Source organism: Lysobacter sp. MMG2 (assembly GCF_016735495.2).
GTDB lineage: Bacteria > Pseudomonadota > Gammaproteobacteria > Xanthomonadales > Xanthomonadaceae > Lysobacter_J.
In genome coordinates, this window is sequence record NZ_JAERQY020000005.1 from 25,114 (window position 1) to 50,850 (window position 25,737).

The following is a 25,737-nucleotide window of genomic DNA, read 5'->3' on the forward strand; positions in this document are numbered from 1 at the left end:
GGCCATGGGCGCGGCAGCTTCGACACCGCGTCCACGTTGCTGTATCGCGCTGTAACGCGACGAATAGATCCTTCGACGGAGGTTGAAAATGGGCACAGGGAAACTAGTCACCTCGCTCTTATAGCCTGGAAACTTGCTGGGCGTTCATCCCATGATGCGCAACGGCACGGCGGCGAGGATCTCCCGCAACGCTTGAATCGTTGCAGGTTTGACCAGGTGATGGTCGAACCCTGCCTCCAGTGCGCGATTGCGATCCTCTTCCTGGCCGAATCCAGTCAAGGCGACAAGCAGTGGCCTGCGACTTGCGCCGGTGCGGAGACGACGCGCGACTTCGTAACCATCCATGCCGGGCATCGCGATGTCGATGAAAGCGATCTCTGGCCCGAAGGCATCGTACGCCTCCAACGCTGCCGCGCCGTCATACGCGATATGCAGGTGCTGTCCAAGCGATTCGAGCATCATCGCCAGAGTGTCGGCCGACGATGTCAAATCGTCGACGACCAAGACGCGATGCGACGGGAGCGGGAGTGCTCCTGCGAGCGGCTGCGCCACTTCGGCATGCGAGGTCGCGTCGGAAATCGCGGGCAGGCGCACCTCGAACTCGCTGCCGAAGCCCAGGCCTTCGCTGCGCGCCTTTATGCTGCCGCCGTGCAGTTCGACGAGGCTCTTGACCAGCGTCAGGCCGATGCCCAGCCCACCATGCGCACGCCCAAGCGACTGATCCACCTGCGCGAACATCTCGAATACTTCCGTGAGCATGTCCGTCGGAATGCCCAACCCGCTGTCGCGAATCGTCACGATCGCCGCATCGCGTTCCTGCCTTGCGACAATGTGGATCTCGCCGCCCGGCGCGGTGTACTTGGCCGCGTTGTGCAGCAGGTTTCCGAAGACCTGTACGAGCCGGCCAATGTCCGCCTCAACGTACACCGGCTCCACGGGCAGGTCGACAACGAGTCGGTGTGCGTTGGAATCGATGAACGGCTTGAGTGCCTCGACGGCCTCCTGGACCGCAAGCGACAAGTCAAGCCGCTCCCGCCGCAAGTCGATGCGGCCGCGCGTGATTCGCGATACATCAAGCAGGTCGTCGATGAGCCGCGCCATCTGCCGGACCTGTCGCTCCATCATCCCGCGTAGCCGGCCGGCTTCCTCGGCCTTGCCCTCGACGTGCGGCCAGACCTGCAGTGCGTTGGAGATCGGCGTCAGCGGATTGCGCAGTTCATGCGCGAGCGTCGCGAGGAATTGGTCCTTGCGACGGCTGGCTTCCTCGACAGCCTCTTCCGCGCGACGGCGCGCATCGATGTCGAACACCACGCCCACCATGCCCGCGTACTCACCGGTTTCCGAGTACCACGGTCGGCCCAGGTCCACCGCCCATCGGTAGGAGCCGTCGGCGGTGCGAAGGCGGTATTCGGTCTGGAACTGCTGGCGCTTTTGGTTTGCCTCGAGGAACGCGTTGCGCGCATGCTCCTGGTCGTCCGGATGCGTCGCTGTGGTCCACCCCAAGCCCAGCGCCTGGGCTTCCGTCTGGCCGGTCAGCTCGTACCACTGGCTGGACAGGAAGGTGCAATGGCCGTTTGGATCGGTCAGCCAGAGCGCGGCCGGCGATGCGTTCGCCATCAGGCGGAAGCGCGCTTCATCCTCGCGCAGAACTTCCTCGGCCATGCGTCGCTCGGTAATGTCGGCGACGGTACCTGCATAGCTCGTCAACACGCGGGACGCGCCGCTCCCCTCGAAGCTGGGAATGCCGCGTGCCTCCAGCCAGCGGGTGGCACCATCCGGACGACGGATGCGGTACTCGATCGCGTAAGGTTCCGGCTCGGACGACCTGATCGCGGCCTCGGCTGCGGCCCGCAGTCGAGGGGCGTCTTCCTCATACACGAGATGACGGATCTCATCGACGTGACGCGGCGACGATGCGTCCAGTCCATAGATCTGCCCATAACGCTCGTCGTGCGTGACGGCGCCGGTCGCGGTGTCGTACTGCCACCATCCCAGCTGGGCGGCGTCGAGCGCTAGCTGGCGCTGCTCGGCCAGGGACGCGAGCCGCTGCGTCTGCGCTTCGCGCGCGGCTTCCAGCAGCACACCGTGCGTGGTCTCGGTACACACGCAATACATGCCGGCGATTCGGCCGTCGTCGCCGGTGACCGGCGAGTAGGAGAACGTGAACCAGGTCTGCTCGTCGTAGCCCTTGCGGCTCATCAGCAACGGCATGTTCTCGACGTAGCTGGCCTCGCCCTGCAGCGCACGGTGCGCCAACGGCCCCACCTCGCTCCAGATCTCCGACCAGATCTCCTCGAACGGCCGCCCCAGTGAGGACGGATGCTTCGCGCCGAGGATCTCCGCGTAAGGATCGTTGTACACGAAGCCCAGCTGCGGTCCCCAGGCGACGAACATGGGGAACTTGGACCACAGCAGGAGGCTGACAACGCTGCGCAGCGATTGCGGCCACTGCGCCGGCGGGCCGAGAGGCGAGCCGCTCCAGTCGTGGCTGCGCATCATCGAAGCCACCTTGCCCGGCGCATCAAGGAACTCAAGGTTGGCGCTCGCTGGCATGATCGGGCACGGCTCGAGGGAAGGCGGCGAGTATCGCAGAAGGTCTGCAGGTATCGCGTCAGCGTCAGCTTCCTCGTCGCTCCCAACCCGCTGCGACGGCGCCGGCGCGAGGTAGATAGCGATCTCACGCGTTTGCGCCCCTAATCCTGGCGCGATTGGTGCCCGATGAGACGACGTAGTGAATGCCGCCGCGCCGGTCGAGGGAGTCCGCCCGGCACGGCAGCCGGCCCTCGCAGGGTGCGGGCCGGACACCAACTGGATGGCGCCGACAATACGATCGACCGCGACGAATGGCGGCGTCCAGCGAAGGACCAACAGGCCGGCCTGCGTAGTTCTACTGACGTCCGACCAGTGCTGCGACGCATGCGCGAGACGCGGGCGATGCGGTTCCATCGTTGCGTTCTCGAATGGAGCACGCCCATGCGATACCTCGCCCTGCTGAGCGCGCTGTCGATGCCGGCCATCGCGTTCCTCACGATGCGCGACGCGTTCGGGCCCGATACCGGCGCCGTTTCGGACCGCTACCCCACCCTCTTGTCCGCCGCTGGCTACGCCTTCGGGATCTGGGGGCTGATCTTCCTGCTCGACATCGCATACGCCGGCTGGCGGTTCTTCCGCCGCTCGCATCCGCAGCGCGACCGTGTGGTGCCAATGGCGACGGCCGGGTTCGTGCTCACGGCGGCGTGGATGCCAGTGTTCTCGATGGGCTGGTTCGTCGCGGCATGGGCCATCATCATCGCCGCGCTGGTGTGCCTGCTGTACTGCGCGACAACGCTCTCGCAACCGGCCCGCACATGGCCGGGAGAGACGGTCTTCGCGTGGCTGCCCCTCTCGCTTCATGCGGGCTGGCTTTCGCTGGCGGTGTTCCTCAACACAGCGCAGCTGATCGTCGCGCACCAATGGTTGTCCACCGCCGTGCAGCTCCCGTGGAGCATCGCGCTGCTGGGCGGCGCGGCGACCCTGCTGCTGCTCGCCAATCTGGCAATGCGCGGAAATATCCCCTACGTGGCGGCCGCGGTGTGGGGCCTGGTCGCGCTGTACGTGAAGCAGTCCGGCGCGTCAATAGATGGCGCTAGCACCACGGGGATCGCGGCACTCATCCTCGCGTTGGCGCTGGCCGTGCAAAGCGCGTGGCTCCACTGGAATCGCGACGCGCCGGAGATCGGCGAGGCGGCATGACGATGCGCTTGCGTGACCCGCTAACCCCAGGTGTCGTCGCGCTGGTTCGCCTGCGAAGCGACGCCCGCCACTCGCGCGATGACTCGCGTTCCACCGTGCAAGCCACTCACCAGCCGAAGCTCGCCGCCGATTTCGCGAGCACGCTCGCGCATGCTGAGCAGACCCAGTCCGCGCGGCGCATCGTGCCGATGATCTTCAAGCCCGACGCCGTCGTCGCCGATCTCAAGCTGGATGTCGGACCCCACACGTTGGAGACGCACGGTGACCTGACTGGCGTGGGCATGCTTCTCGACGTTGCGCAGCGACTCCTGCGCGATGCGGTACAGCGCGGTGGAGACTTCGAGCGGGAGGTCGGGCAACTCGTCCAGTTCTGCATGCACGCGCAGCTCGGCCGGTTGCGCTTCGCAGAGCGAACGCAGCGCCATCGTCAGGCCCGTGTACCGCAGCAGGCTGGGGTGCAGCTCGTGCGAAAGGCGGCGTACGTCTTCGGACACGTCGGTCACGGCCGCCTGCAGTTCGCCGAGCAACTCGCGTTCGGCCGCCCCCTGCGTGTTCTGGCGGGCGATGCTCAGTCGAATCGCGATGGAGGCGATGGACTGGTTGATGCCGTCGTGCAGGTCGCGCGCGATGCGGCTTCGCTCGTCCTCCTGGGCGCGCATCAGCTGCACCGTCATCGACTGCAGCCGCTGGTGCGCGTGCTGCAGCGCCTGCGTGCGCGTAGCGCGCTGCTCGACGACTACGGTCATGTAGAGCAGCGCTACGGTGAGCGAGGCGGTCCACAGCTGAACGGCGATCGTGGTCGTGGCCAGGTCGTCGCGGATGAAAGGCCCTACTCCGGCGACGCTGAAGTGCATGGCCAGCAGGCCCACGGCGAGCATCGCCAGCGAGGCGCCGACGGCGCGGAAGCTCACCATGGCCCAGATCAGGAATGGCACCGGTGCGACCACCAGCGCCGGCTGGAGACGTTGCATGGGCAAGTGCCACGTCCACAGCAGGCACAAGATCACCAGCAGCCCCGCGCCGACAGCGAGGCTGGTGCCATTGGCTTCCAGCGGCACCGCGTTGCGCCGACGCATCGCGGTCCACACGACGGCTGGTACGAGCATCAGGTTGCCAAGACTCTGCGCGAGCGTGACGTTGGGCCAATCCGACAGGTACGGTTCCAGTACGTTGCCGCGGATCGCGATGGCGATCCACGCAGCGCTGAGCATCGGGAGCGCGAGTCCGCCGAGCACCACGAAGGCGGTAAGCAGGCGGAAGTCCTCCAGCGGAGATTGCAGGCGGCTGCGCAGCGATTCCAGCGCCATCGCGACCGCCGGAGTGAGTACCAGCGAGCCCAGCATCGCGACCGTGACCGCCAGCGGTGGAACGCCCAGGACGCCGAATGCCGCTGCCTCGCCGACGGCCGTGCCGAGCAGGCAGGCCCACCAGCGCCGGCGTGGCTGCAGCAACAGCGCGCCCAGAAGGACCGCGCCCGGAAACCACACCATATGACTGCGCGGGTTCGGCATCCAGAGCAGCATCGACGCCCACTGCGAGCACGCCACCGACACCGCCACGATGCCGGCGACGGCGAAAGGATGGCCGGTCGCGCGGTGCATGCTCATGATGACCTCCTGCAACTTTCCAGCCCGTCAGTGGAGTACCCTCGCCACGGAGGCACCCTCCTCCGCCGCAGGTCACGATGATGCCCGAGATGCCCGCTGATCGACCACGCGTCGTGCTTGCCGACGACCACCGCCTGGTGGCCGAAGGGCTCCAGCGCCTGCTGGAAGACGAGTGCGAACTGGTGGCGTGCGTGTCCAGCGGCACCGCACTCCTGGACGCCGTTCATCTGTACGCGCCTGACCTGGTGGTAACCGACCTCAGCATGCCCGATCGCAACGGCCTCAGCGTCATGCGCGAACTGCGCGCGACCGGCGTGGAGGTGCCGTTCGTATTCTTGACCATGCACGCCGAGCCCACGCTCGCGGAGCAGGCCCTGCGCGCCGGTGCATCGGCCTACGTGTTGAAGAGTTCCGCCGGCGAGGAACTGCTCCGGGCGATCCACGCGGTGCGTGGGGGCCGCACCTACATCACCCCGACGCTGGGTGCGCACGTGATCGCCGCACCCGGTCGAGGCCAGAAACAGGAGCTCACCGACAAGCAGATGCAGGTGCTGCAACTGGTGTCGGCCGGCCTGCGGTCCAAGCAGATCGCCGCCGAACTCGGCGTGTCCGTGCGAACGGTCGAGTCGCACAAGTACGCGATCATGCAGGCGCTCGACGTGCACAGTACGCTGGAGCTGGTGCGCAAGGCCGATGAATACGGCCTCACGCCTGGGCTTCGCACGACGCGCCCCATCCCCTAGAAGTCCCACCGCACCGCCAGCGTCACCGGAACGGAAATGCGCCGGCCCGTGTCGTTGATGCGGGACAGGCCCAGCGGTCCGATCGCGCTGTCGTCTCCTTCCAGGTCGTCGACGTAGCGCACGCCAGTTTCGGCGATGAAACTGGCGTGTTCGGAAAGCGGAACGTTTACGCCGACATCCAGCCCCGCACTGAGGGCCCATTTCTTCTCGTAGAACGGCGCGTTGGGGATCAGAATATCGGCTGCGGGGATCTGGAAGGTCGCATCAATGTCGTCCGTCTCCGTGCCGCCCAGGCGCGCGGCCACGTACGGACGGGCAAAACCGGGATCCATGAAGAACCAGCGCACACCCACTTCCGCGCTCCACGCCTGGTAGGACGAGAACCGGCCATACACCGGTAGTGCGACATCGAGGGCGGGCACGTAGGCCTCGCCGACCTGCACGTTCCCCGCCGACGCGTGCGTCTCCCGCAGTTCGCCGAATACTTCCATGCGGTCGCTCATGCCCCATGCCATGCGCAGCCCGTACGTGGAGGCCATGTCGTAGACGCGTTCGTGCGTGCGCGAGCCGATGCGCAACTGCGCGTCGACGCCTGCCAGCGCCGGGTTGAGCGGCCCGAGATCGGGAACGTCGACCGTCGCACCGTCGTGCACGTCGCCGCTGACAGGGACATCGCCGCCGCCGAGCAGTGTGAGCGAGAACCGGCCGGGTTGGGGACCGGCGGCATGCGCCGATGTACAGGCCAGAAATGCGATCGCCGCAATCGTCATCGTTTTCATGAGCATCTCCGTAGAAGGATCGTCGTGGACACGATGCGGCCACCATGCATGCGTTGCCGCGTCAGCTCGACGTTAGCGCCGGCGCCGCCGCATGCCTTCGGTACAACTACGCAACTTCGCGCGGTCAGCGCCGGTACTTCCTGAAAAGGACCGCCGGTCTACGCAAATCTACGGATGTGGCCGACGGGCCCTGCGTGCCATAAAGCGTCCCGGATCCTTCGTGGCGACCCGATGCCTGCTCCGTCTCCCCTGCCCTGGCGCTTCCACGTGCTCGCCTCGGTTCGCCGATGGTTCGACGCCGGCGCGACGCACGTGCCCGACGAGATCGACGATTTCGACAGGCTCGACCTCGTGCGCGTCGTACCTTTCGTCGCGATGCACCTGGCCTGCCTCGGCGTGTTCTGGGTCGGCGTGTCGGCCACGGCGGTCGTCGTCGCGGCGGTGCTGTACGCGGTGCGGATGTTCGCAATCACCGCGTTCTACCACCGCTATTTCTCGCATCGCACTTTTCACGCGTCGCGCCCGGTGCAGTTCGCCTTCGCGTTGATAGGCGCCTCCTGCGTGCAGCGCGGCCCGCTCTGGTGGGCGGCTCATCATCGCCACCACCACGCGCATGCCGATTCGCCGCAGGACCTTCATTCCCCCCGCGTCCACGGGTTCTGGCGCAGCCACGTCGGCTGGTTCCTCACCCGACGCGCGTTCGCCACGGACCTCTCGCGCGTGCCGGATCTCGCTCGCTACGCGGAACTTCGGTGGCTGGACCGTTACGACATCGTCATTCCCGTAGCGCTTGCGTCGGCGCTCTACGGCCTGGGCGCGTTCCTGCAGCACGCCGCGCCGTCTCTCGAAACCAGCGGCATGCAACTGGTCGTCTGGGGATTCTTCGTTTCCACCATAGTGCTGTTCCATGTGGCGGTGACGATCAATTCGCTGGCGCACCGCTTCGGCAGCCGACGCTTCGAGACGCGCGACGACAGCCGCAACAACGCGTGGCTGGCGCTGCTCACCTTCGGCGAGGGTTGGCACAACAACCACCACTTCTTCCCGGGGACGGCGCGACAGGGCTTCCGCTGGTGGGAGATCGACCTGACCTGGTACGGCCTGAAGTTGCTGGCCTGGGTCGGTCTCGTGCGCGACCTCAAGCCCGTGCCGGCCTGGGTCTGGGCGCGGGCGAGGCACTGAGATGCGGATCGCGATCATCGGCTCGGGCATCTCGGGACTCGGCGCGGCGTGGCTGCTGTCGCGCGAGCACGAAGTCGTGCTGTTCGAAGCGAACGACTATCTCGGCGGACACACGCACACGCACGAGGTGGACGTGGACGGCGTAGCGCTGGCGGTGGATACCGGCTTCATCGTGCACAACCCCGTCCACTATCCCCTGCTCACACGGCTGTTCCGCGAACTGGACGTGCCCACGCAGGACACCACCATGAGCTTCTCGGTGCACAACGAACGCACCGGCCTGGTATACAACGCCAACTCGCTCGACGCACTGTTCTGCCAGCGGCGGAACCTGATGTCGCCGCGGTTCCTTCGCATGCTGGCCGACCTGTGGCGCTTCTACCGAATCGCGCCGCGACTGCTCGCCGGCACCGATCCCGGCCCCACGCTGGGCGATTACCTGCTCGCTCAGGGCTTCGGCGAGGCGTTCCGCGACGATCACCTGGTTCCCATGGCTTCCGCGCTGTGGTCGGCGCCCGCCGATCAGATCCTGCACTTTCCCGCTCGGCACCTGGTGCAGTTCATGGCGAACCACCAGATGCTGCAGGCCGTCGGGCGGTCGCAGTGGAAGGTCGTGCGCGGAGGCTCGCGGCGCTACGTGGACGCGCTTGCCAAACGGTGGTCGGCGTCCGTGCGACTCGCCGCTCCGGTGCAGGCCGTCCGAAGGCTGCAGAATGGCATCGCGCTGACGACCGCCGAGGGAGAGGAGACCTTCGACCAGGTGGTGCTGGCGTGCCACAGCGACCAGGCGCTTTCGCTCCTGTCCGACGCGGACGAACGTGAGCGCGAGGTGCTCGGCGCAATCGCCTACCAGACCAACGACGTCGTCCTCCACACCGACGAACGACTGCTCCCTCGCAACCGCAAGGCATGGGCAGCGTGGAACGCTCACGTCGGCGCCGACGTGGCGCAGGCGTGCACCGTGAGCTACTGCATGAACCTGCTGCAAGGTTTGCCGTTAACGACGCCAGTGGTGGTGACGCTCAATCGCAGCGATGCCATCGATCCGCGTCGCATCCTCAAGCGCGTGCGTTACCACCATCCGGTCTTCACGACCGAAGCGGTCGCCGCGCAGGCGCGCCGACACGAGATACAGGGCCGTCGCGGCACCTGGTTTGCAGGCGCGTACTGGGGATGGGGATTCCACGAGGACGGGCTTCGCAGCGCCGTCGAGGTCGCCCGCTCGCTCGGGGTCGCGTGGCCGGAGATCGCGCCGGAACCGCGCTCGATCGACAACGCGACGCCCGGCAATCTCGCGTGGGGCCGCGCATGAGCGACGGCGGCGAACGCATGCGGCCGCGCAGCAGCGCACTGTACGAAGGTACGGTGCGGCACCGCCGTTTCGCGCCGCGTCGGCATGCTTTCCAGTACCGGATGGCGCAGCTATTCCTCGATCTGGACGAAGTGGAAGCGATCCTGGATGCGCATCCGCTCTGGTCCACGCGCGGCCGCAACCTCGGCGAATTCCGCCGCAGCGATTACCTCGGCCCCGTCGAGGTGCCGCTCGCACAGGCGGTGCGCCAACGCATCGCGACAGTCACCGGTTCATCGTCCATCGGGCCGATCCGCTTGCTTACCCACGCCCGCTATTGCGGTCACGTGTTCAACCCGGTGAGCTTCTACTACTGCTACGGAGCCGACCACAGGACGCTGGAACATGTCGTGGCCGAGATCACGAATACACCATGGGGCGAACGGCACGCCTACGTGCTGCCGGTCGTGGCCGCGGAGCCACGCGGACGCGCATTCCACTGGCAGTTCGACAAGACCTTCCACGTCTCGCCGTTCATGCCGATGCGACGCCGCTACGCTTGGACGTTCACGCCGCCCGGCGACACCCTGAATGTGCACATGAACGTGTACGACGACCAGCGGCGCGAGTTCGACGCCACGCTGTCGCTGGAGCGCCGCCCGCTCGATGCGGCCGCGCTGTCGCGCGTACTGTGGCGATATCCCGCGATGACGCTGCAGATCGTCGGTGCCATCCACTGGCAGGCGCTGAAGCTCTGGCTCAAGCGCATTCCTTTCCACCCTCATCCCGGCGAGGGCACGGCACCATGAGCGACACCGCGCAGCAAACCCTTCCCCTGCCCGGCGTCGGCGCCATCGATCGGCTCCTGCGCGGTCGCGTCGTGTCGCAGCTCAACGCATTGCGTTCCGGCGCCGTCGTGCTGCACGACCCGTGGGGGTCGATCACGCTCGGCGAGAACGCCGGCCATGCGCGGTGGCCGACGCTGCGCGTGAGCGACACACGCTTCTATCGCGCTGTGGCGCTTGGCGGCAGCGTCGGCGCCGCCGAGGCGTACATGGACGGCGCGTGGACGTGCGACGACCTGGTCGGCCTGGTGCGACTGCTTGTACGTAATCGCGATCTGCTGGACAACGTGGAGCGCGGCCCCGCGCGCGCTGCCGGGTGGGCGCTCCGCCTGGCCCACGCGCTGCGAAGGAATACCGCGTCGGGCGCACGCCGCAACATCGCGGCCCACTACGACCTGGGCAATACCTTCTTCCGGCTGTTCCTGTCCGACGACCTGATGTACTCGTCGGCATTGTTCGAACGCGAAGACGAAACGCTGGAGGCGGCCTCCAAACGCAAGCTCGATACGATCTGCAGCAAGCTGCAACTGCGCCAAGGCGATCGCGTGCTGGAAATCGGCACCGGCTGGGGCGGGTTCGCAGTGCACGCCGCGCGCGAGTACGGATGCCACGTCACCACCACGACGCTTTCGCGCGAGCAGTACGAACTGGCGGGCCAGCGCGTCGCCGAGGCCGGACTGCAGGATCGCGTGGCCGTCCTGCTGCGCGATTTCCGCGAGCTGGACGGAACCTATGACAAGCTCGCGTCTGTCGAAATGGTGGAGGCCATCGGACCGGAGAACCTGCGCCGCTATTTCGCGTGCATCGGTGAGCGGCTCTCGGAAAAGGGGCTCGCACTGGTTCAGGCCATCACCATCGAAGACCACCGTTACGAGCAGGCAGTTCGGTCGGTCGACTTCATCAAGCGTTACGTGTTCCCTGGCTCGTTCATCCCGTCCATCGCCGCGATGATGTCAGCGAAGGCGGCGGCCAGCGATCTTTCACTGCTGCACCTGGAGGACATGGGACTTTCATACGCACGGACGTTGAAGGCCTGGCGGGGTCGCTTCCTGGACCGATTGCCACAAGTGCGCGCACTTGGTTTCGACGAACGTTTCATCCGCATGTGGGAGTTCTACCTGGCCTACTGCGAAGGCGGCTTTCGCGAGCGATCGATCGGTGTCGCGCAGATGCTCTTCGCGCGTCCAGGGTATCGGCCGCACGCGCAGGACGCGGCCCTTACGGAGGAATGATGCGTTCCATGGCGAACTTCGCCGGCTTCCAGATTGCATGGTGGGCCTGCGTGCTCGGCGCGGTCCATGGCGCGCCGTGGCCGGGTGTCGTCGCGTGCGTCACCTTCGTCGCACTGCAGTGGCTCGCGTCGTCGTGCCGCCGCGCGGACGCTTGGCTGGTTGCCTGCGCCGTCTTGACGGCTGTGGCGTTTGACGGGTCTCTCGCGCAGCTGGGCTGGATCGACTACCGCGGCAGCATCGCTCTCCCCGCGCCCGCGTGGATCGTCGCGTTGTGGGCCGCGTTCGCGATGACGATTAACCACTCGCTGGCATGGCTGCGTCCCGGAATGGCGATCGTACTCGGCGCCGTGGGCGGACCAATGGCGTATCTGGGTGCGGAGCGGCTGGGCGCCATCGAATTGATCGCCACGGTGCAAGCCACGATCGCGCTGGCGATCGGCTGGGCGATCGCAACCTGGGCGCTCACGCTGGTCGCGCGACACGCGCGCGGCGGCGCCGTCTCCAGACCGTTCGCCGTGGGCAGCTCGCGATGAGCACCGGCGCTTCGCTGCTGCTCGTGTGGGCGCTCGCGGCGCTCGCGCAGACGCTCGCCTGGTGGTGGCAGCAGCGCCACCGCAACGCGGGACTGGTCGACGTCGTGTGGGCGGGCGGCGTCGCAGCGGCGGCCGTGCTGCTGGCGGCACTGGGGGATGGCGCTACGGCGCCGCGCCTGCTGCTCGCACTGCTCGGCGGACTCTGGGGCCTTCGCCTGGCGTGGCACCTCTGGCGGCGCGTGCACGGCGAACACGAGGACGGCCGCTACGGCGCGTTGCGTGATGGCTGGGGCGATGCACCGCTGCGATGGCTCGTGCTGTTCCAGGCGCAGGCGCTGCTGGTGGTGCTGTTCGCGCTGCCCTTTGCGGCAGTGGCGCGCAATCCGCTGGAATCCACCGGGTTCCTATGGGCGGCCGTGCTCGTATGGGTGGTCTCCCTCGTTGGCGAAACGGTCGCCGATGCGCAGCTCGCCCGCTTTCGCTCGCGCCCCGAAAACCGCGGCCGCACGATGCGCACCGGCCTGTGGCGCTACAGCCGGCACCCCAACTACTTCTTCGAGTGGCTGCACTGGTTCGCCTACGTGCTACTTGCCGTGGGATCGCCGATCGCGTGGCTGGCCTGGTCAGGCCCGCTGACGATGTATGCCTTCCTGCGCTGGCTCAGTGGCGTGCCGCACACCGAGCGCCAGGCGTTGCGCACGCGCGGCGACGACTACCGCCGTTACCAACGCTCCACCCCGATGCTGTTCCCCTGGTTTCCGAAGGAAGACCGATGAGCACCGTGCTGCATGCGATTCCCGACCTGCCCGCCCCTGGCCTGCTGGGGATGGCCGAACGCGCGCTCCTGCCCGATGCCGTGGTCCGATTCGGCATCCGTCGCCTGTGCGCGCAACGCTTGCGCGAGGAGCATGCCGGCGGCACCCAGGGGCAGTCGCAACGCATGACGCAACGATTGTCGATGTTGCGCCACAGCCCGCTCGCCCTTCATACCGATGCTGCCAACCGCCAGCATTACGAACTGCCGGCTGCGTTCTTCCAGGCCTGTCTCGGCGCGCGGCTAAAGTACTCGTGTTGCTACTACCCCACCGGCCGCGAAACGCTCGACGAAGCCGAGGACGCCATGCTCGAGCTTTACGCCGAGCGCGCGCGCCTGGCCGATGGACTCGACATCCTCGAGCTTGGCTGCGGCTGGGGGTCCCTCACGTTATGGATGGCGCAACGATACCGTCATTCGCGCATCACGGCCGTGTCGAACTCGCATGGGCAGCGCGAGCATATCCTGGCCCGATGCCACGAGCTGGGCCTCAACAACGTTCGCGTCATCACCTGCGACGTCAACCGCCTCGAACTCGACCGCACCTCGTTCGATCGCTGTGTGTCCGTGGAGATGTTCGAGCACATGCGCAACTACGACGTGCTGATGCGGCGCATCGCCCGATGGCTGCGCCCCGACGGCAGCCTCTTCGTGCACATCTTCTGCCACCGCACCCTGCTCTATCCGTTCGATGACGACGGCAAGGACGACTGGATGGGACGCCACTTCTTCACCGGCGGCCTTATGCCCGCCGCCGACACGCTGCTGCATTTCCAGCAGTCGTTGCAGCTGGACGAACGCTGGATAATGGACGGGGAGCACTATGCGCGCACCGCCAACCACTGGCTGGCCAACCACGACGCACGACGCGATGAAGTGATGCGCCATCTGCGCCAGGCCTACGGCGATGCCGCGGGCTTGTGGAACCAGCGCTGGCGCATGTTCTGGATGGCCTGCGCGGAGTTGTTCGGGTATCGCGACGGCGAGGAATGGCAGGTGGCCCACTACCGCTTCGTGCGGGAGGACTGACATGAGACTTCCATCCGCACTCATCGCCGGTGTGCTCGCACTGTGCGGTTGCGCCCATACCGCGCCCACTGTGCCCAGGGTCGCGACGGTGGACATCCCGCGCTTCATGGGCGACTGGTACGTGATCGCCCACATCCCGTCGTTCCCCGAGCGAGAGGCCTACAACGCCATCGAGTCGTACTCGATGCGCGACGACGGCCGCATACAGACGCATTTCCGCTACCGGCGTGGAAGCTTCGACGCGCCGGTGCGCATGATGGAGCCCATTGGCACCGTGCGGCCGGGCACGGGTAATGCGGTGTGGGGAATGCAGTTCATCTGGCCGATCCAGGCTGAATATGTCATCTCCCATCTCGACCCGGATTACACGCTCACCATCGTCGCCCGCAGCAAGCGCGACTACGCTTGGATCATGGCGCGCACGCCCACGATTTCCGACGCGATGTACGCCGATGCCGTGCAGCGACTGCGCGACATGGGCTACCCCATGGACCAACTGCGCAAGGTGCCGCAACGCTGGCCGGAATCGCGCGGCACCGGTGACACCGAACGCTGATCCCTGCGTACAACTACCGAGCCCGATTGCGTGCTTGTCCGCTGGAGGCCCAGCGAATGCGGGGAGAAGCTGGGATCACCGCGCGTGCCTTGCGCGGTTCCCCTACGGATGAGGAAGATTCCATGCGCACTCCAGCTCTCATCGGCGGCGTCCTGCTGGTCTCGTCGCTCGCTCTCGCTACTCCGGCGCATGCCGCGCCCACTGTTTCGACAATCGGCGGCGACACGCGCGTCGAACTCAGCCCGACGTTCACCGGCGCACTGGGCAGCCTGGGCGTCCGCGCCACGGCGAGCCATCCTGCGCGCCTGCGCGGCGGGACCGCATCCTTCCCGATCCCGGCCGGTGAAGTCGACCTGGGCACGATCAAGGGCGAGATCGTGCATACCGGCGGGCTCGATCTCGCCGCCGGCGCCTTGATGGTGAACCTGGGCAGCTTCGTGATCGACACCACCGGCGCCACGCCGGTCCTTACCGGGCTGGTGAAGGTGAACGACTCCGTGGTCGGCCGACTTCCGTTGTTCGATCTCGGGCTGTCTACCGCGCCCACCGTGAAACGCAACGCGCGCGTCGGTCAGCTCCGTGTTGGCGACGTCGCTGTCACGCTGACGGCCGATGCGGCCTCCGCGCTCAATACGGTGTTCGGCGTGTCCGCCTTCACCGCAGGCATCCCGATTGGCACGGCACACGTGAACACCTGGTTCTATGAGCCCGACAGGTAAGCACGAACATGTGATTTCTGGCACGCGCGTGCGACCGGCCGCGGATCGCATATCGCAGTCGGCCGCGACCGCGCGTGGCGCCCGCGCGCTCGCGATGTTGTTGTTCGCAAGTGGGGTGGCCGGCGGAGCCACCATCGAACATACGACGGGAAAAGCGACGGACCTGCGTACCGGCCGCCTGCTGTACGAGGAGCAGCATTGGATCCGCACCACCGGGAGCGAACGCACTCGTCTGGTCGTGTACAGATGTCCCGATGGACGGGCATTCGCGCGCAAGCGGGTGATCGACACCGCGTTGCCGGGCGCGCCCGTCTTCGAGTTCGACGATGCCCGCGACGGCTACCGCGAAGGCGTGGATGGCGCATCGGGTACGCGTCGGGCGTACTGGCGCGCGTCGGCGTTCTCGCCGCTGCGCGAGCGGACGGTGGTCGTCGGCTCCGACACGGTGATCGACGCGGGCTTCGACGACTGGGTGCGCGAACGATGGAACTCACTCGCAGACGGCTCACCGTCGCGCGCCCAGTTTGTCGTGCCCAGCCGCGGCTCACAGGTGCCCATACGCGTCCAGCGCGTGGATGCGCCAGGGGCCGGCCTCGTACGTTTCCGGCTCAGCCTCGATAGCTGGCTGGACTTCGTCGCGCCCAGCATGCAGATCACCTACGACGCCAGCACTCGACGCCTTCGTACATTCGAGGGCATCGGGACGATACGTGGACCCAACGGCACTCCGCTGAAGGTGCGCATAGATTTTCCGAGGGCCCCACAACGCGCTGATTCGTCCAGGAGCGCCTACGAAGCAGCGCTGAAGATGCCTTTGGTTGCGCGGTGCGAATGATGGCGCGTATCTCTGCGCGTGAGCGGACCTCGTGTCCTGCATCACTGCGAGCCAGTCGCACCGCCGCATTGCGTCGTCGGCTCGACGTCCGCCATGGCTAGCATTAAGGAGAGGACCTCCACGCCGCCGCGCCGCACTGTCCAACGTCCGCTATCGGCCACGAGCGGAGGCCGGGGTCCTTGCAGACGCTCAACGTCGAGGCTACGGAGAAAGGTATCGGAATTTGCCGTCCGGTCGGCTTAGGACATGGCGGGCATTGGGAGCCTCGACACGGCCTCAACATAGCAAAATCGAACTCAAACGCGCTCAGGGCGCTAATCTGAGAGTCTTGAAAATCGCCTGCTGGAATCCATTCTCGTCGGCGGACGGAGTGACCGTCCCTTGCCAGTTGGAGACCTAGCCATGAACGAGATGGTTCGTAATCCCCAGTGGCCCGCGCAGGGTTCGATGAAGGATCCGGTCAAGCAGATCTTTGACCGCCTGTTCGAGGGGAGTGTGTTCCAGAACACCACCGACGAGTCGTCGGTCGTCACAAGCCAATGGGTGCCGCGCGTGGACATCAAGGAAGAAGCTGATCGCTTCCTGCTGTACGCGGATATTCCTGGCGTCGATCCGCAGGCGATCGAGGTGCAGATGGACAAGGGCTTGCTGACGATCAAGGGCGAACGTCGCGAAGAGAAGGTGGACGAAACCGAACGGTACTCGCGCATTGAGCGTCGACACGGCGTCTTCCACCGGCGCTTCGCGCTGCCCGACAGTGCCGACCCGGACGGCATCACCGCGTCCGGGCACAACGGCGTGCTGACGATCAGCATTCCCAAGCGACCCGAATCCACGCCTCGGCGTATCCAGGTCGGGTCCGTCTTCAACTCCTAGCCCGACGGGAGGACACGCATGGATAGAAGCACTGAAGAAACCGTGTGCAGTCTGCAAGCGCAAGTACACGTGCAGGGCTTGGCGCTGCGTGCGCTGGCTGCCACGCATCCCGATCCAGCCGCACTACTCGCGGCGTGGCGGCAGGGTCTGGACGATGCCACATGCGGGCCGGTCGCGGTGCGCGAGCGCGACAGTACTTACCTGGGCGAACTCTGCCGGGTCCGTGCGGAGGACTGGACCGCCGAGCTGGTTGAGCTGACGCTGCCCAAGCTCGACGCCGACAAGATTGCTGTATCCAAAGGTGGCATCGTCTCGTTGCGACGCCCGGAGGAATGAATGGCGCGAAGCCGTCTGCGTGGGTGAAGTGCGTATCAGGGGCGGAGGGAGTTGAATCCCTCCGTTCCCTCTTCTCGATCTTCTGCTCGCATTGCAGCCGCTCATCCGAGCGGCAGGGCTATTGCTAGCTGTCCCTGCTCCCGCGTGCGGGCCTGCGGCGACTTGAGGCGGACGCGGGGCGGCGGACGCCGCAGGCGCTTGAGGGTACGTCGTCGAGGAAACAGCTCTCCGCCGCGACCATCTAGCGATCCTAATCTGCCGTCCGCTTTGGGTTTAGTACCGCCGGGTACGCCTTATACGGGGTTCGCCTTGGCCAAAAAAAAGCGGATACTCGCCAGCAGACTTGGCCGAACTGCCAGGCAGTACTCGCGAGAAGCCCACCCACTTCGGCTGAGTGCGGATTCAGGCCCTTGACCAACTCCAATTGGTATAGTTTCCCTTGCGACAATACGTCGCGTGTCCACACCTCCGAACGGCCATGGATCCTATCTCGCTCGAAGACCTCGCATTGCTGGAGGTGTTAACACGAATCTCCCAGCAGGCCGCGCTGACCGATGATGACTCCGTCGTTCGAGACCGAATGATCGAGAGCGGGTTGGTGACTGAGGGTGATGAAGGACTCGCACTGACCTCGGCCGGGATTGAGATGTGCAAGTCACTACAGCATCGGGCTGCCGCCGACACGCAGGTGGCCAAGATTCTCCAGCAGCGCGAGAACAGCGACGAAGCCCCAGCGGGCTAGGAAAGCGCTGTGGGTCTGAAGCGGACATTAGTACCGGTCCCGGCGCCTGGCAGCCCCGGTGTCCGCTAACAGCCAGAAGCGGACTTTTGCCACACTCACAACGCCAGATGGATCGGCTGCGAACAGGCCATTGAATCCTCACCGTCCATCTGAGCACGCTCGACAGATCTGTAGTGCACTCTCGAGGTCGTTCAACAGGTACGGCTTCCTCAAATGTGGTCCACCGCGCATCACAGCGAGAATCTCGTCGCCGTCATATGTACTTGCAACCACATACGGAATCCCGCGCTCAGTAAGCAGGATGGCGACGTTGGCACCCGTCTCGCCTCCGAGATCAACATCCAGCCGCGCCGCGGCAATTGATGGCTCCCGATGGATCAGTTCGATCGCTTCCTTTACCGATCTGGCATGAACGGCCCGTGTGGCCTAGGTTCCTCAACGCCATGACAACGCAGGCGGCGCAGTCCGGGTCGTCTTCCAACACCAAGATCAGCATCGTCGCCCCCGCGAGAATTCTCGGCGGAACTTGCCTGAGCAGGCGTGATGATCGCGGCAATAGACCGCTCACGAGTCGCTGGCTAGCAAAAGGCGAAGTAAGACAGCGCGTCGGACGGCTCTTCGATGTCCACTTAGGGTCGGAAGCGGACATTAGCAGCCCGGCCCAGCTCGTCCCGGCCGAACGTCCGCTATCGGCCAAAAGCGGACATCCAGCTTGTTCGCGCAAGCCATCAGGAAGGCCCGCTACAACGGGCCTCCCCGGGTTTTACTGCGCGCTTGCTACATGCGCTTTAGCGCCGGTGGCGCCCATGCACCCTCCATGACAGCGGCGCGGGGCGAATACAGGCGCAGCGTCGGCTGGATCGGGCCGGATACCGGTGACGGCAACCAATTGGACTCCTTGTCCGCGCCCGGCGATTGAGGCTGGATATAAATGTCCAGCGAACCGTCGGCGTTGAACTTGAGCTTGTCGCGGTCGCCGATGGCGAAGCGGTCGATGGGGTTCGGCACCTGGAAACCCTGCGCGTCGTACATGGTCAGCGACCAGAAGGCGTCGGCTGGCGGCAGTTGGCCCTTGTCAAAGTGCAGGACGTACTTGTTGGCGCCATCCAGCGGTTTGCCGTCGCTGTCTGCGAACACCGACGGATAGATCGCATCCTCAGGCAGGTTGGCGCCCAGGCCCGCCAGCGCCACGGTGGCGCGTCGCAGGTAGGACGTGCCGTAGGCGCCCATGCCCTCGGTCGTCAGATTCCAGCCGTTGACGTGGGTGGCGCCGCCGCCGCGCTTGATGTTGGCCGTGATGTCGGCCAGCGCCGCCTTCGCGCCATCGTTGATGAGTGCAGTGGTCTTATCGTCGAACTTGCCGGCGTCCCAGTCGTGCCCGGGCGACAGCCCCATCGCGCGCATGCGGAAGAGGATCGGGTAGTCGTTGGCGTGCGGCGGATATTTCTTCAGCAGTTGCGCGAAGCGGTTGAAGAAATCGACGCCGCTCATCTTGTCCAGCGTTACCAGTGGCGGTGTCTTGTCGTCCACGCTGGCGTCGACCGGCGACGTCGCCGGCGGCGCGTAGTCCTTGCCCCAACTCGCCAGGGGGGTCAGCTTCAGGCCGTCCTGGACCTTGTGCACGTTCTCGTAGTCGGAAGGCCCGTTCGTCTGCGTGCGTCCCATCATCCAGATCGTCGACGTCGGCGCCTGGATTCTCTCGACACCCTCCGGCAGCGTGCCGGTCCAGCCGGGAGGCACGTACGCAAAGTGGCCGGCCTTGGTGCCCGTCGTGCGCGCGCCCAAGGACGAGAATACGTCGGACCACATGTCCAGCGTCGGCACCAGGTAATAGCGGCCGTCGGTGTCCGGAACCGTGAGGATGACCGGCCCCTGGCTCAGGTCGAGCCAGGCAAACGAGTACAGCGTGTCGAAGTTGAACCGCACCACGTCCTTGGCGTCGGCCTTCGGGTAGCTGCGGAAGTGCGCGAACTGGTTGATCGGCGCTCGCATCGACACCGCGGTCGCGTTTGGCACGTTGGTCGCCTGCCGCTGCGTGACGTCCATCAGCACCAGCGGGTAGGCGTAGGTGTAGACATCTTTGACTAGCGCGGCGGCTTTTTCGGGCGTCAACGTATCGAGAGCGGGTGCGGGCGCCGGGCTGGTCGATGCGATCTGGGACGGTTCGGAGCCGCTTTGTGTGGCGGATGCCTGTTCGCGCGAGCAGGCGGCGATGGCCAACGATAACAGCGCGATGGCGATTGGAATGGTGACGGTCGAGCGCATGGCTTCCTCCCTGGATGGCCTCCAATGGTCATCGGGGGAAAGGTGAAGGCGCAGTGAGGGACGGACATCACCGATGACCGCTATGGGTCGGAAGCGGGCATTAGCGCCGTCGATGCCATCCCACCGAGCCGAACGTCCGCCAACGGCCAGAAGCGGACGTTTGGAACTGACGACCCGGGGAAAATTGTGTCGAACACCCGGTCCATGACCTTTGCGGCTCTATCCGTGTGCTTACATGAAGTGGTATGCCCAGTAGCGTCAAGATGATCCCCGCCACCATCGACACCATTCGGGCCGACGTAGTGCCACTCCCCCGCATCGCAACTGCATGACCATTCCGGCTCTGACGCCGCCATTGTCACCATCAAGGCGACGGCGAGTGTCGCCACGATTGCTCCCGGAATCAGGACCAGCCAAGTTCTATTCTCCACGATGCCCCGCAATGAATGAATCACCCCAATGACCGCTTTGGGTCGGAAGCGGACATTAGCACCACCGACGCGGCCAAGCTCGGCCGCATGTCCGCTATCGGCCAGAAGCGGACATTCGCCCTCACAAACTTCTAACCGTCCTGCGCTATACCAGCGCCGCTCAACCCCATGAGCCAGCGGCTGGCTGGTTTCCAGCCTAGGAGAGATGGTATGGCAGCGAATGGAGCGGAAACACCGAACATCCTGTTTATCATGGGCGACGACATCGGCTGGTACAACGTCAGCGCCTACAACTTGGGGGTTATGGGATACAAGACGCCCAACATCGATCGCATCGCGAAGGAAGGTGCGCTGTTTACAGATTGGTACGGGCAGCAGAGCTGCACTGCCGGGCGAGCGGCATTCCTCACCGGCCAGTCCCCGATACGTACCGGCCTCACGAAGGTCGGCCTGCCTGGCGCGGAGCTGGGCCTGGGGCCGGACGATCCCTGCATCGCGCAGGTGTTGAAGGCAAGAGGCTACGCCACCGGGCAGTTCGGCAAGAACCACCTCGGCGACCGCGACGAGCATCTCCCGACGATGCATGGCTTCGATGAGTTCTTCGGCAACCTTTACCACCTCAACGCCGAGGAGGAGCCGGAGAACGAGGACTACCCCAAGGATCCGCGCTTCAAGGAGAAATTTGGTCCGCGCGGCGTGTTGCGCTGCAAGTCCGACGGCAAGGGCGGACAGACCATCGAGAACACCGGCGCGTTGAACAAGAAGCGTATGGAGACGATCGACGAGGAATTCCTCTCCGACGCCAAGGATTTCATCAGGCGCAACAACGGCAAGTCTCCGTGGTTCTGCTACTTCAACTCCACGCGCATGCACATTTTCACGCACCTTAAGAAGGAGTCGCAGGGAAAGACGGGGCTCGGCATTTATCCCGACGGCATGGTCGAACACGACGGACACGTCGGCGAACTGCTTGCGCTCCTGGATGAACTGGGCGCGACAGACAACACCATCGTTGTTTACACCACCGACAACGGCGCCGAGTGCTTCACCTGGCCTGACGGCGGTACCACGCCTTTCCGGGGCGAGAAGGCGACGAACTGGGAAGGCGGCTTCCGCGTGCCTTGCGCCATCCGCTGGCCCGGCGTCATCGAACCCGGTCGAGTGATCAACGAGATCTGCTCGCACGAAGATTTCCTCGCGACGCTGGGCGCGGCGGCGGGCGACGGCGACGTCGTCGAGCGCATCCGCAAGGGTGGAAAGATCGGCGACAAGATCTTCAAGGTGCACCTGGACGGCAACAACCTGATCCCGCTGTTCAAGGGCGAGGCCGACAAATCGCCGCGTGAGTTCTTCCCGTACTGGAGCGACGACGGGGATCTTCTGGCGATCCGCGTGAGGCAATGGAAGATCACCTTCATGGAGCAGCACGCCGAAATCACGCCCAAGACGCCCCTTGGCGTATGGCAGGGGCAGTTCACCGTGCTGCGTGCGCCGAACATCTACAACCTGCGCTCCGACCCCTTCGAAGGCGGAACCGACGGCATCTACTACGGCGACTGGCAGGCGCATCGCGTCTTCCTGCTCGTCCCGGCGCAGGCGATCGTCGGCAAGATGCTTGAGAGCTTCAAGGAGTTCCCGCCGCGCGCGAAGGCCGCGAGCTTCACCGTCGGCGACGCGATGGAAAAGATCAGCACGGCGAGCCCAAGCCAGAACTGAGAAGGATACGGAGCGCGCACTATCGGCGCGCTCCGGTCCAATGTCCGTATATGGACTCCTCTCCTTCGATCCGCGGCGCAGCATGGCCCAGGCCATGCGTGCCGCCTTGTTGGCCATCGCCACACAGGCCACGTCCGGGTGCGATCCGGCCGACAGGCGGGTGACCCAGCGACTCAATGGATCGTCGTGGCGCGGCGCCGTTCGCAGCATCGCCCGGGCGCCGTGCACCAGCAGCAAACGCACGTAGGCGTCGCCACGCTTGCTGATGCCCAGCAAGCGCTCCTTGCCGCCGGAACTGTGCCGGCGCGGCGTCAGTCCCAGGGATGCCGCCATCTGCCGGCCATTGGCGAACTGGCGGGCATCGCCCACGCAGGCCAACAGCGCGGTCGCAACCAGCGGGCCGACGCCGCGAAGTTGCTGCAGCCGGCGCGCATCCGGGGCGGCCTTGGCCGCGTCGCTGATCTGGCGGTCCAATTCGGCTACACGCTCATCCAGCACACGCAAGTCGCGCCACAGTCCGTCGAGCCGGTGTCGAAAGTGCTCGCTCAATCCGTTGTCGACCGCTTCCAGCCAGCACGGAATCGCGCGGCGCAGCGATGACAACTCCTTCGGAGCGACCAAGCCACACTCGGCGACCAGGCCACGGATCTGATTGCCTTTCGCCGTCCCCTGCCCCACGAGCTCGCGCGCGTCCGCTGAAGATCCTGCTGGGCCACGCTCTTCACGCTGACGAAGCGCATGCACGGCCGGCTCATCGCCTCGCAGATCGCCTCTGCATGGTTGGCGTCGTTCTTGTTGCTCTTCAAGTATGGCTTCACGAACTGCGGCGCGATCAGCTTCACGCGATAACCCAAAGCCTGCAGTTGTCGCGCCCAATGATGCGCCCCGCCACACGCTTCCATGCCGATTTCACACCCCGGCGGCGCCGCCTCCGTGACGGCCTTGATCCACCGATCTCGCGACAAGCGGCGACGCCACGCCGGTTGCTCATGCCGATCGACCCTGTGGACCTGGAATACCTGCTTGGCCACGTCGACTCCAATGCGCGTAAGCTGCTTCATGGTGGACTCCTCCTCGTCGCGACTGGTTCTTTCGCTTCCAGTCTGGCACTCGATGCCGTAGACGGAGAGGAGTCCATCTCATTGCTCCCCGGCGCCCAGGTAGTGCAGCTCCATTTTTCCCACGCCTACAACCGGGTATGACACCTGGGCGCGTCGGCCCGCACACTAAGTATTTCTACGCGGAGACGAGCAGCATGATTACGGTGGACCCTTGCTGTGCTTGGAGGTACTACTTCCACCCATTGACATGCGCAACACTCGCAACCGCCCTGTTAGTCAATCGAAGCTCTGACGAATCGTTCAGGCAGATCACAACGCGGAGGAGTCGTCATGTATTGCGTTAGCTCTCGTGATGATCAGACGGGCGCTAGCTTCACAGCGCCCCTTCCTCCAGTACGTTCGCTTGCAGAGGCGAATCGCGCACAAAGCGTTGAGTGGGGCGAGGTTCGCAGCTGCGCGCGGGCAACATTCAGAACGATTCGCGTGGAGTGGCGAACAGTAGCGTTGCCGCGCTGGATGACGTCGCAGGCAGCAAAATCGGCGGCGGGAGACGGTCCACTTCGACCGACGCTCGAATCCGACCGAACCTTCGCAGTGTTCCAACCGGGCTCACCCAACGGGTCGATGCTCGCGTGCGCCTGGCATCGGATGGCAGCACTACGCGCGTGAGCTGTTAATCCTTTGGACAATGCCGCCACGGAGGGTGGCGACCCGCCGACATATCGCATTGGCTTCACTTCGTTTCCTGGCTGGTGAGTAGACGCTCGCCGCGTCTTGTCATCTGCCCCACATGCGCAGGTGGCCCCATGACGTCCTATCGTGCGAACCGTCGCGACTTCCTGAAGACGAGCGGCCTGGCGGCGCTCGGCGTCGCGCTTTCCAAGAACCTTTACGCGCAAGCGTCCGGCGCTGCGACATCCTCACCGTCGTCGTTCGACATCGATGCCGCGTTTGCGACGTTCATGCGCGATCTCGGTGGGACCGCGCAGGACGGAGGCGGCAGCGTGACGTTCACCGGCGCCGATCCCATCCTGCGCAGCCATTTCCGCATCGGCGCCAGCATGGCCATTCCGGCGATGGGCGCGGCGGTTGGCGCCGCGGCCATCTGGAAGGCTCGCACCGGAGAGGGGCAGGACCTCAGGGTCGACCTGCGCGACTCGGTATGGAACGTCAACCCGATGGTCGGACTGGTCGCGCAGCAACTGCAGAAGGCCGGCCAGATTCCGGCCAACGATCCGATTCCCGGCAATCTGACGTGGATGCCGACCGTCAACGGCTTGATGGTGCAGGCACCGCTCGGATTGGGCCATCCGATGTCGTTTCGTCCATTCGCCACGAAGGACGGACGCTTCATGAATTTCACCGGCGCCTATCCGCACCTCGGCGACCGCGTGCTCAACACGCTCAAGTGCCCGCCCAATCTTGCCGCGATCCAGGCCGCGTCGCGGGAATGGAACGCGCTCGAACTGGAGGAGGCCCTGGCCGAAGCGCGCGCAGCAGGCGCCATGCACCGCACCGCGGAGGAATGGGCGCGTCATCCCGAGGGTATCCACCTGGCGGGCAAGCCGCTGATCGAGATCGTCAAGCTCGGCGATTCGGCGCCGGTGCCCTTCACCGAAAATCCGACGCGCCCGCTATCGGGCATCAACGTGTTGTCGCTCACGCACGTGATCGCCGGCACCACCGCGTCGCGCACCCTGGCCGAATACGGCGCCAACGTGCTGCACGTCGCGCGCGACCAGGGTTTCGAACACGAAGCGCTCGTGATGGACGTCAATGTGGGCATGCGCTCGACGTTCGTGGACCTACGCGATCAGAAGCAGAACGCGCGGCTGGCCGAACTGGTGCCCCAAACCGACGTGTTCGCCGAGTCGTTTCGTGGCGGTGCGATCGAACGGCTCGGCTTCGGCCCCGCGGAAGTCGCACGTCGGCGGCCCGGCGTCGTGTACCTGTCGGTGCGCTGTTACAGCCACGACGGCCCTTGGCGCGACCGCGCGGGCTTCGACATGGAAGGGCTCACCGTATCCGGATTCACGCTGGCCGAGGGCGATGGCACGCCGCGGTTTCCGCCAACGTTGGTGATGAACGATTACATCGCCGGCTATCTGGGTGCATGCGGCGTCCTCGCCGCGTTGCGGCGACGCGCCACGGAAGGCGGCAGCTACCACGTGCGCGTGTCCTTGACCCGTGCGGCCATGTGGTACAAGTCGCTCGGCCAATTCGCCACCACGGCGTTCGACGCGACGCGCCCCGAGCACCGCATCGGCGCGCCTCGCACGATCACGCGACAGACTCCCTACGGCGAAGTGGTGCGCCTCGCCCCTCAGGTGGAACTGTCGAAGACGCCGGGCCAATGGCGCGATCCGCTGGTCGCGGTGCGCGGAAGCGATCGCCCCCGGTGGCGCGCCTGAGT

Annotated in this window: 21 protein-coding genes and 1 pseudogene; 17 read left to right on the top strand and 5 right to left on the bottom strand. The window is 65.5% G+C overall.

All coding sequences use genetic code 11. The annotated features are described in order from the left end of the window. Positions 1–144: 144 nt before the first annotated feature. Complete coding sequence (locus JI752_RS16570; RefSeq protein ID WP_216966194.1) at positions 145–2,553, bottom strand: PAS domain S-box protein; 2,409 nt, start codon at positions 2,551–2,553, stop codon at positions 145–147. A gap of 420 nt (positions 2,554–2,973) precedes the next feature. On the opposite strand from JI752_RS16570, the gene JI752_RS16575 reads away from it, so the two are divergent. After that, complete coding sequence (locus tag JI752_RS16575; protein ID WP_216966196.1) at positions 2,974–3,732, top strand: tryptophan-rich sensory protein; 759 nt, start codon at positions 2,974–2,976, stop codon at positions 3,730–3,732. Between the two features lie 20 nt (positions 3,733–3,752). On the opposite strand, the gene JI752_RS16580 is transcribed toward JI752_RS16575, so the two are convergent. After that, the gene (locus JI752_RS16580) at positions 3,753–5,339 is read right to left on the bottom strand and encodes an MASE1 domain-containing protein (RefSeq protein WP_216966198.1); all 1,587 of its coding nucleotides are present in this window, start codon (positions 5,337–5,339) and stop codon (positions 3,753–3,755) included. An 89-nt stretch (positions 5,340–5,428) separates the two neighbouring features. Here JI752_RS16580 and JI752_RS16585 point away from each other — a divergent pair, with 89 nt between their 5' ends. Continuing rightward, entirely contained in the window at positions 5,429–6,082 is a 654-nt protein-coding gene (locus JI752_RS16585) for a response regulator transcription factor (protein ID WP_254201064.1), read from the top strand. Here the strand turns inward: JI752_RS16585 and JI752_RS16590 are convergent. Then, on the bottom strand, positions 6,079–6,861 hold the full coding sequence (locus JI752_RS16590; protein WP_216966202.1) for a hypothetical protein: 783 nt from the start codon (positions 6,859–6,861) through the stop codon (positions 6,079–6,081). The two genes, JI752_RS16585 and JI752_RS16590, sit on opposite strands and share 4 nt — an antisense overlap. Positions 6,862–7,092: 231 nt before the next feature. Between JI752_RS16590 and JI752_RS16595 the strand changes: the two genes are divergently transcribed. From JI752_RS16595 to JI752_RS16655, 13 genes are all read left to right on the top strand, one after another. Continuing rightward, the gene (locus tag JI752_RS16595; protein ID WP_216966204.1) at positions 7,093–8,043 is read left to right on the top strand and encodes an acyl-CoA desaturase; all 951 of its coding nucleotides are present in this window, start codon (positions 7,093–7,095) and stop codon (positions 8,041–8,043) included. A gap of 1 nt (position 8,044) precedes the next feature. Continuing rightward, positions 8,045–9,355: an FAD-dependent oxidoreductase gene (locus JI752_RS16600; RefSeq protein ID WP_216966207.1), complete on the top strand. Its 1,311-nt coding sequence runs from the start codon at positions 8,045–8,047 to the stop codon at positions 9,353–9,355. Continuing rightward, positions 9,352–10,143: a DUF1365 domain-containing protein gene (locus tag JI752_RS16605; RefSeq protein WP_254201067.1), complete on the top strand. Its 792-nt coding sequence runs from the start codon at positions 9,352–9,354 to the stop codon at positions 10,141–10,143. Before JI752_RS16600 ends, JI752_RS16605 begins: the two co-directional genes overlap by 4 nt. Then, a complete protein-coding gene (locus tag JI752_RS16610) occupies positions 10,140–11,411 on the top strand; it encodes a cyclopropane-fatty-acyl-phospholipid synthase family protein (RefSeq protein ID WP_216966687.1) in 1,272 nt (423 codons plus the stop codon). The genes JI752_RS16605 and JI752_RS16610 overlap by 4 nt, the downstream gene beginning before the upstream one ends. Positions 11,412–11,419: 8 nt before the next feature. Further along, positions 11,420–11,944, top strand: a complete 525-nt coding sequence (locus tag JI752_RS16615; protein ID WP_216966209.1) for a DUF2878 domain-containing protein — start codon at positions 11,420–11,422, stop codon at positions 11,942–11,944. Then, positions 11,941–12,720 (top strand): DUF1295 domain-containing protein, encoded by a 780-nt coding sequence (locus JI752_RS16620; protein ID WP_216966211.1) that lies wholly within the window; start codon positions 11,941–11,943, stop codon positions 12,718–12,720. The genes JI752_RS16615 and JI752_RS16620 overlap by 4 nt, the downstream gene beginning before the upstream one ends. Then, complete coding sequence (locus JI752_RS16625; protein ID WP_216966213.1) at positions 12,717–13,787, top strand: cyclopropane-fatty-acyl-phospholipid synthase family protein; 1,071 nt, start codon at positions 12,717–12,719, stop codon at positions 13,785–13,787. The genes JI752_RS16620 and JI752_RS16625 overlap by 4 nt, the downstream gene beginning before the upstream one ends. 1 nt (position 13,788) lies before the next feature. After that, a complete protein-coding gene (locus JI752_RS16630; protein ID WP_216966214.1) occupies positions 13,789–14,343 on the top strand; it encodes a lipocalin family protein in 555 nt (184 codons plus the stop codon). Positions 14,344–14,465: 122 nt separating this feature from the next. Next, positions 14,466–15,062, top strand: coding sequence for a hypothetical protein (locus JI752_RS16635; protein WP_216966216.1), 597 nt, complete (start codon positions 14,466–14,468; stop codon positions 15,060–15,062). Further along, a complete protein-coding gene (locus tag JI752_RS16640) occupies positions 15,046–15,897 on the top strand; it encodes a hypothetical protein (RefSeq protein WP_216966218.1) in 852 nt (283 codons plus the stop codon). The genes JI752_RS16635 and JI752_RS16640 overlap by 17 nt, the downstream gene beginning before the upstream one ends. 402 nt (positions 15,898–16,299) lie before the next feature. Then, complete coding sequence (locus JI752_RS16645) at positions 16,300–16,773, top strand: Hsp20/alpha crystallin family protein (protein ID WP_216966220.1); 474 nt, start codon at positions 16,300–16,302, stop codon at positions 16,771–16,773. 18 nt (positions 16,774–16,791) lie between these two features. Then, positions 16,792–17,109 (top strand): hypothetical protein, encoded by a 318-nt coding sequence (locus tag JI752_RS16650; RefSeq protein WP_216966222.1) that lies wholly within the window; start codon positions 16,792–16,794, stop codon positions 17,107–17,109. Positions 17,110–17,587: 478 nt separating this feature from the next. Further along, entirely contained in the window at positions 17,588–17,851 is a 264-nt protein-coding gene (locus JI752_RS16655) for a hypothetical protein (protein ID WP_216966223.1), read from the top strand. 777 nt (positions 17,852–18,628) lie between these two features. Here JI752_RS16655 and JI752_RS16660 read toward each other — a convergent pair. After that, positions 18,629–20,116: a DUF1254 domain-containing protein gene (locus JI752_RS16660; RefSeq protein ID WP_216966226.1), complete on the bottom strand. Its 1,488-nt coding sequence runs from the start codon at positions 20,114–20,116 to the stop codon at positions 18,629–18,631. 641 nt (positions 20,117–20,757) lie between these two features. On the opposite strand from JI752_RS16660, the gene JI752_RS16665 reads away from it, so the two are divergent. Further along, entirely contained in the window at positions 20,758–22,263 is a 1,506-nt protein-coding gene (locus tag JI752_RS16665; RefSeq protein WP_216966227.1) for an arylsulfatase, read from the top strand. 72 nt (positions 22,264–22,335) lie between these two features. Here JI752_RS16665 and JI752_RS16670 read toward each other — a convergent pair. Continuing rightward, positions 22,336–23,324, bottom strand: a pseudogene (locus JI752_RS16670) (IS110 family transposase); the annotation flags it as partial. Between the two features lie 806 nt (positions 23,325–24,130). On the opposite strand from JI752_RS16670, the gene JI752_RS16675 reads away from it, so the two are divergent. Beyond that, a complete protein-coding gene (locus tag JI752_RS16675; protein ID WP_216966229.1) occupies positions 24,131–25,735 on the top strand; it encodes a CoA transferase in 1,605 nt (534 codons plus the stop codon). Positions 25,736–25,737: the final 2 nt, after the last annotated feature.

What these genes read in the sequence shown, in the direction of transcription:
- JI752_RS16615 (WP_216966209.1), top strand. Translation starts at nt 11,420, where the DNA reads ATGGCGAACTTCGCCGGCTTCCAGATTGCATGGTGGGCCTGCGTGCTC.
- JI752_RS16590 (WP_216966202.1), bottom strand. Translation starts at nt 6,861, where the DNA reads ATGAAAACGATGACGATTGCGGCGATCGCATTTCTGGCCTGTACATCG.
- JI752_RS16665 (WP_216966227.1), top strand. Translation starts at nt 20,758, where the DNA reads ATGGCAGCGAATGGAGCGGAAACACCGAACATCCTGTTTATCATGGGC.
- JI752_RS16620 (WP_216966211.1), top strand. Translation starts at nt 11,941, where the DNA reads ATGAGCACCGGCGCTTCGCTGCTGCTCGTGTGGGCGCTCGCGGCGCTC.
- JI752_RS16585 (WP_254201064.1), top strand. Translation starts at nt 5,429, where the DNA reads ATGCCCGCTGATCGACCACGCGTCGTGCTTGCCGACGACCACCGCCTG.
- JI752_RS16640 (WP_216966218.1), top strand. Translation starts at nt 15,046, where the DNA reads ATGAGCCCGACAGGTAAGCACGAACATGTGATTTCTGGCACGCGCGTG.
- JI752_RS16570 (WP_216966194.1), bottom strand. Translation starts at nt 2,553, where the DNA reads ATGCCAGCGAGCGCCAACCTTGAGTTCCTTGATGCGCCGGGCAAGGTG.
- JI752_RS16675 (WP_216966229.1), top strand. Translation starts at nt 24,131, where the DNA reads ATGACGTCCTATCGTGCGAACCGTCGCGACTTCCTGAAGACGAGCGGC.
- JI752_RS16625 (WP_216966213.1), top strand. Translation starts at nt 12,717, where the DNA reads ATGAGCACCGTGCTGCATGCGATTCCCGACCTGCCCGCCCCTGGCCTG.
- JI752_RS16645 (WP_216966220.1), top strand. Translation starts at nt 16,300, where the DNA reads ATGAACGAGATGGTTCGTAATCCCCAGTGGCCCGCGCAGGGTTCGATG.
- JI752_RS16575 (WP_216966196.1), top strand. Translation starts at nt 2,974, where the DNA reads ATGCGATACCTCGCCCTGCTGAGCGCGCTGTCGATGCCGGCCATCGCG.
- JI752_RS16610 (WP_216966687.1), top strand. Translation starts at nt 10,140, where the DNA reads ATGAGCGACACCGCGCAGCAAACCCTTCCCCTGCCCGGCGTCGGCGCC.
- JI752_RS16595 (WP_216966204.1), top strand. Translation starts at nt 7,093, where the DNA reads ATGCCTGCTCCGTCTCCCCTGCCCTGGCGCTTCCACGTGCTCGCCTCG.
- JI752_RS16635 (WP_216966216.1), top strand. Translation starts at nt 14,466, where the DNA reads ATGCGCACTCCAGCTCTCATCGGCGGCGTCCTGCTGGTCTCGTCGCTC.
- JI752_RS16630 (WP_216966214.1), top strand. Translation starts at nt 13,789, where the DNA reads ATGAGACTTCCATCCGCACTCATCGCCGGTGTGCTCGCACTGTGCGGT.
- JI752_RS16600 (WP_216966207.1), top strand. Translation starts at nt 8,045, where the DNA reads ATGCGGATCGCGATCATCGGCTCGGGCATCTCGGGACTCGGCGCGGCG.
- JI752_RS16655 (WP_216966223.1), top strand. Translation starts at nt 17,588, where the DNA reads ATGGATCCTATCTCGCTCGAAGACCTCGCATTGCTGGAGGTGTTAACA.
- JI752_RS16650 (WP_216966222.1), top strand. Translation starts at nt 16,792, where the DNA reads ATGGATAGAAGCACTGAAGAAACCGTGTGCAGTCTGCAAGCGCAAGTA.
- JI752_RS16605 (WP_254201067.1), top strand. Translation starts at nt 9,352, where the DNA reads ATGAGCGACGGCGGCGAACGCATGCGGCCGCGCAGCAGCGCACTGTAC.
- JI752_RS16580 (WP_216966198.1), bottom strand. Translation starts at nt 5,339, where the DNA reads ATGAGCATGCACCGCGCGACCGGCCATCCTTTCGCCGTCGCCGGCATC.
- JI752_RS16660 (WP_216966226.1), bottom strand. Translation starts at nt 20,116, where the DNA reads ATGCGCTCGACCGTCACCATTCCAATCGCCATCGCGCTGTTATCGTTG.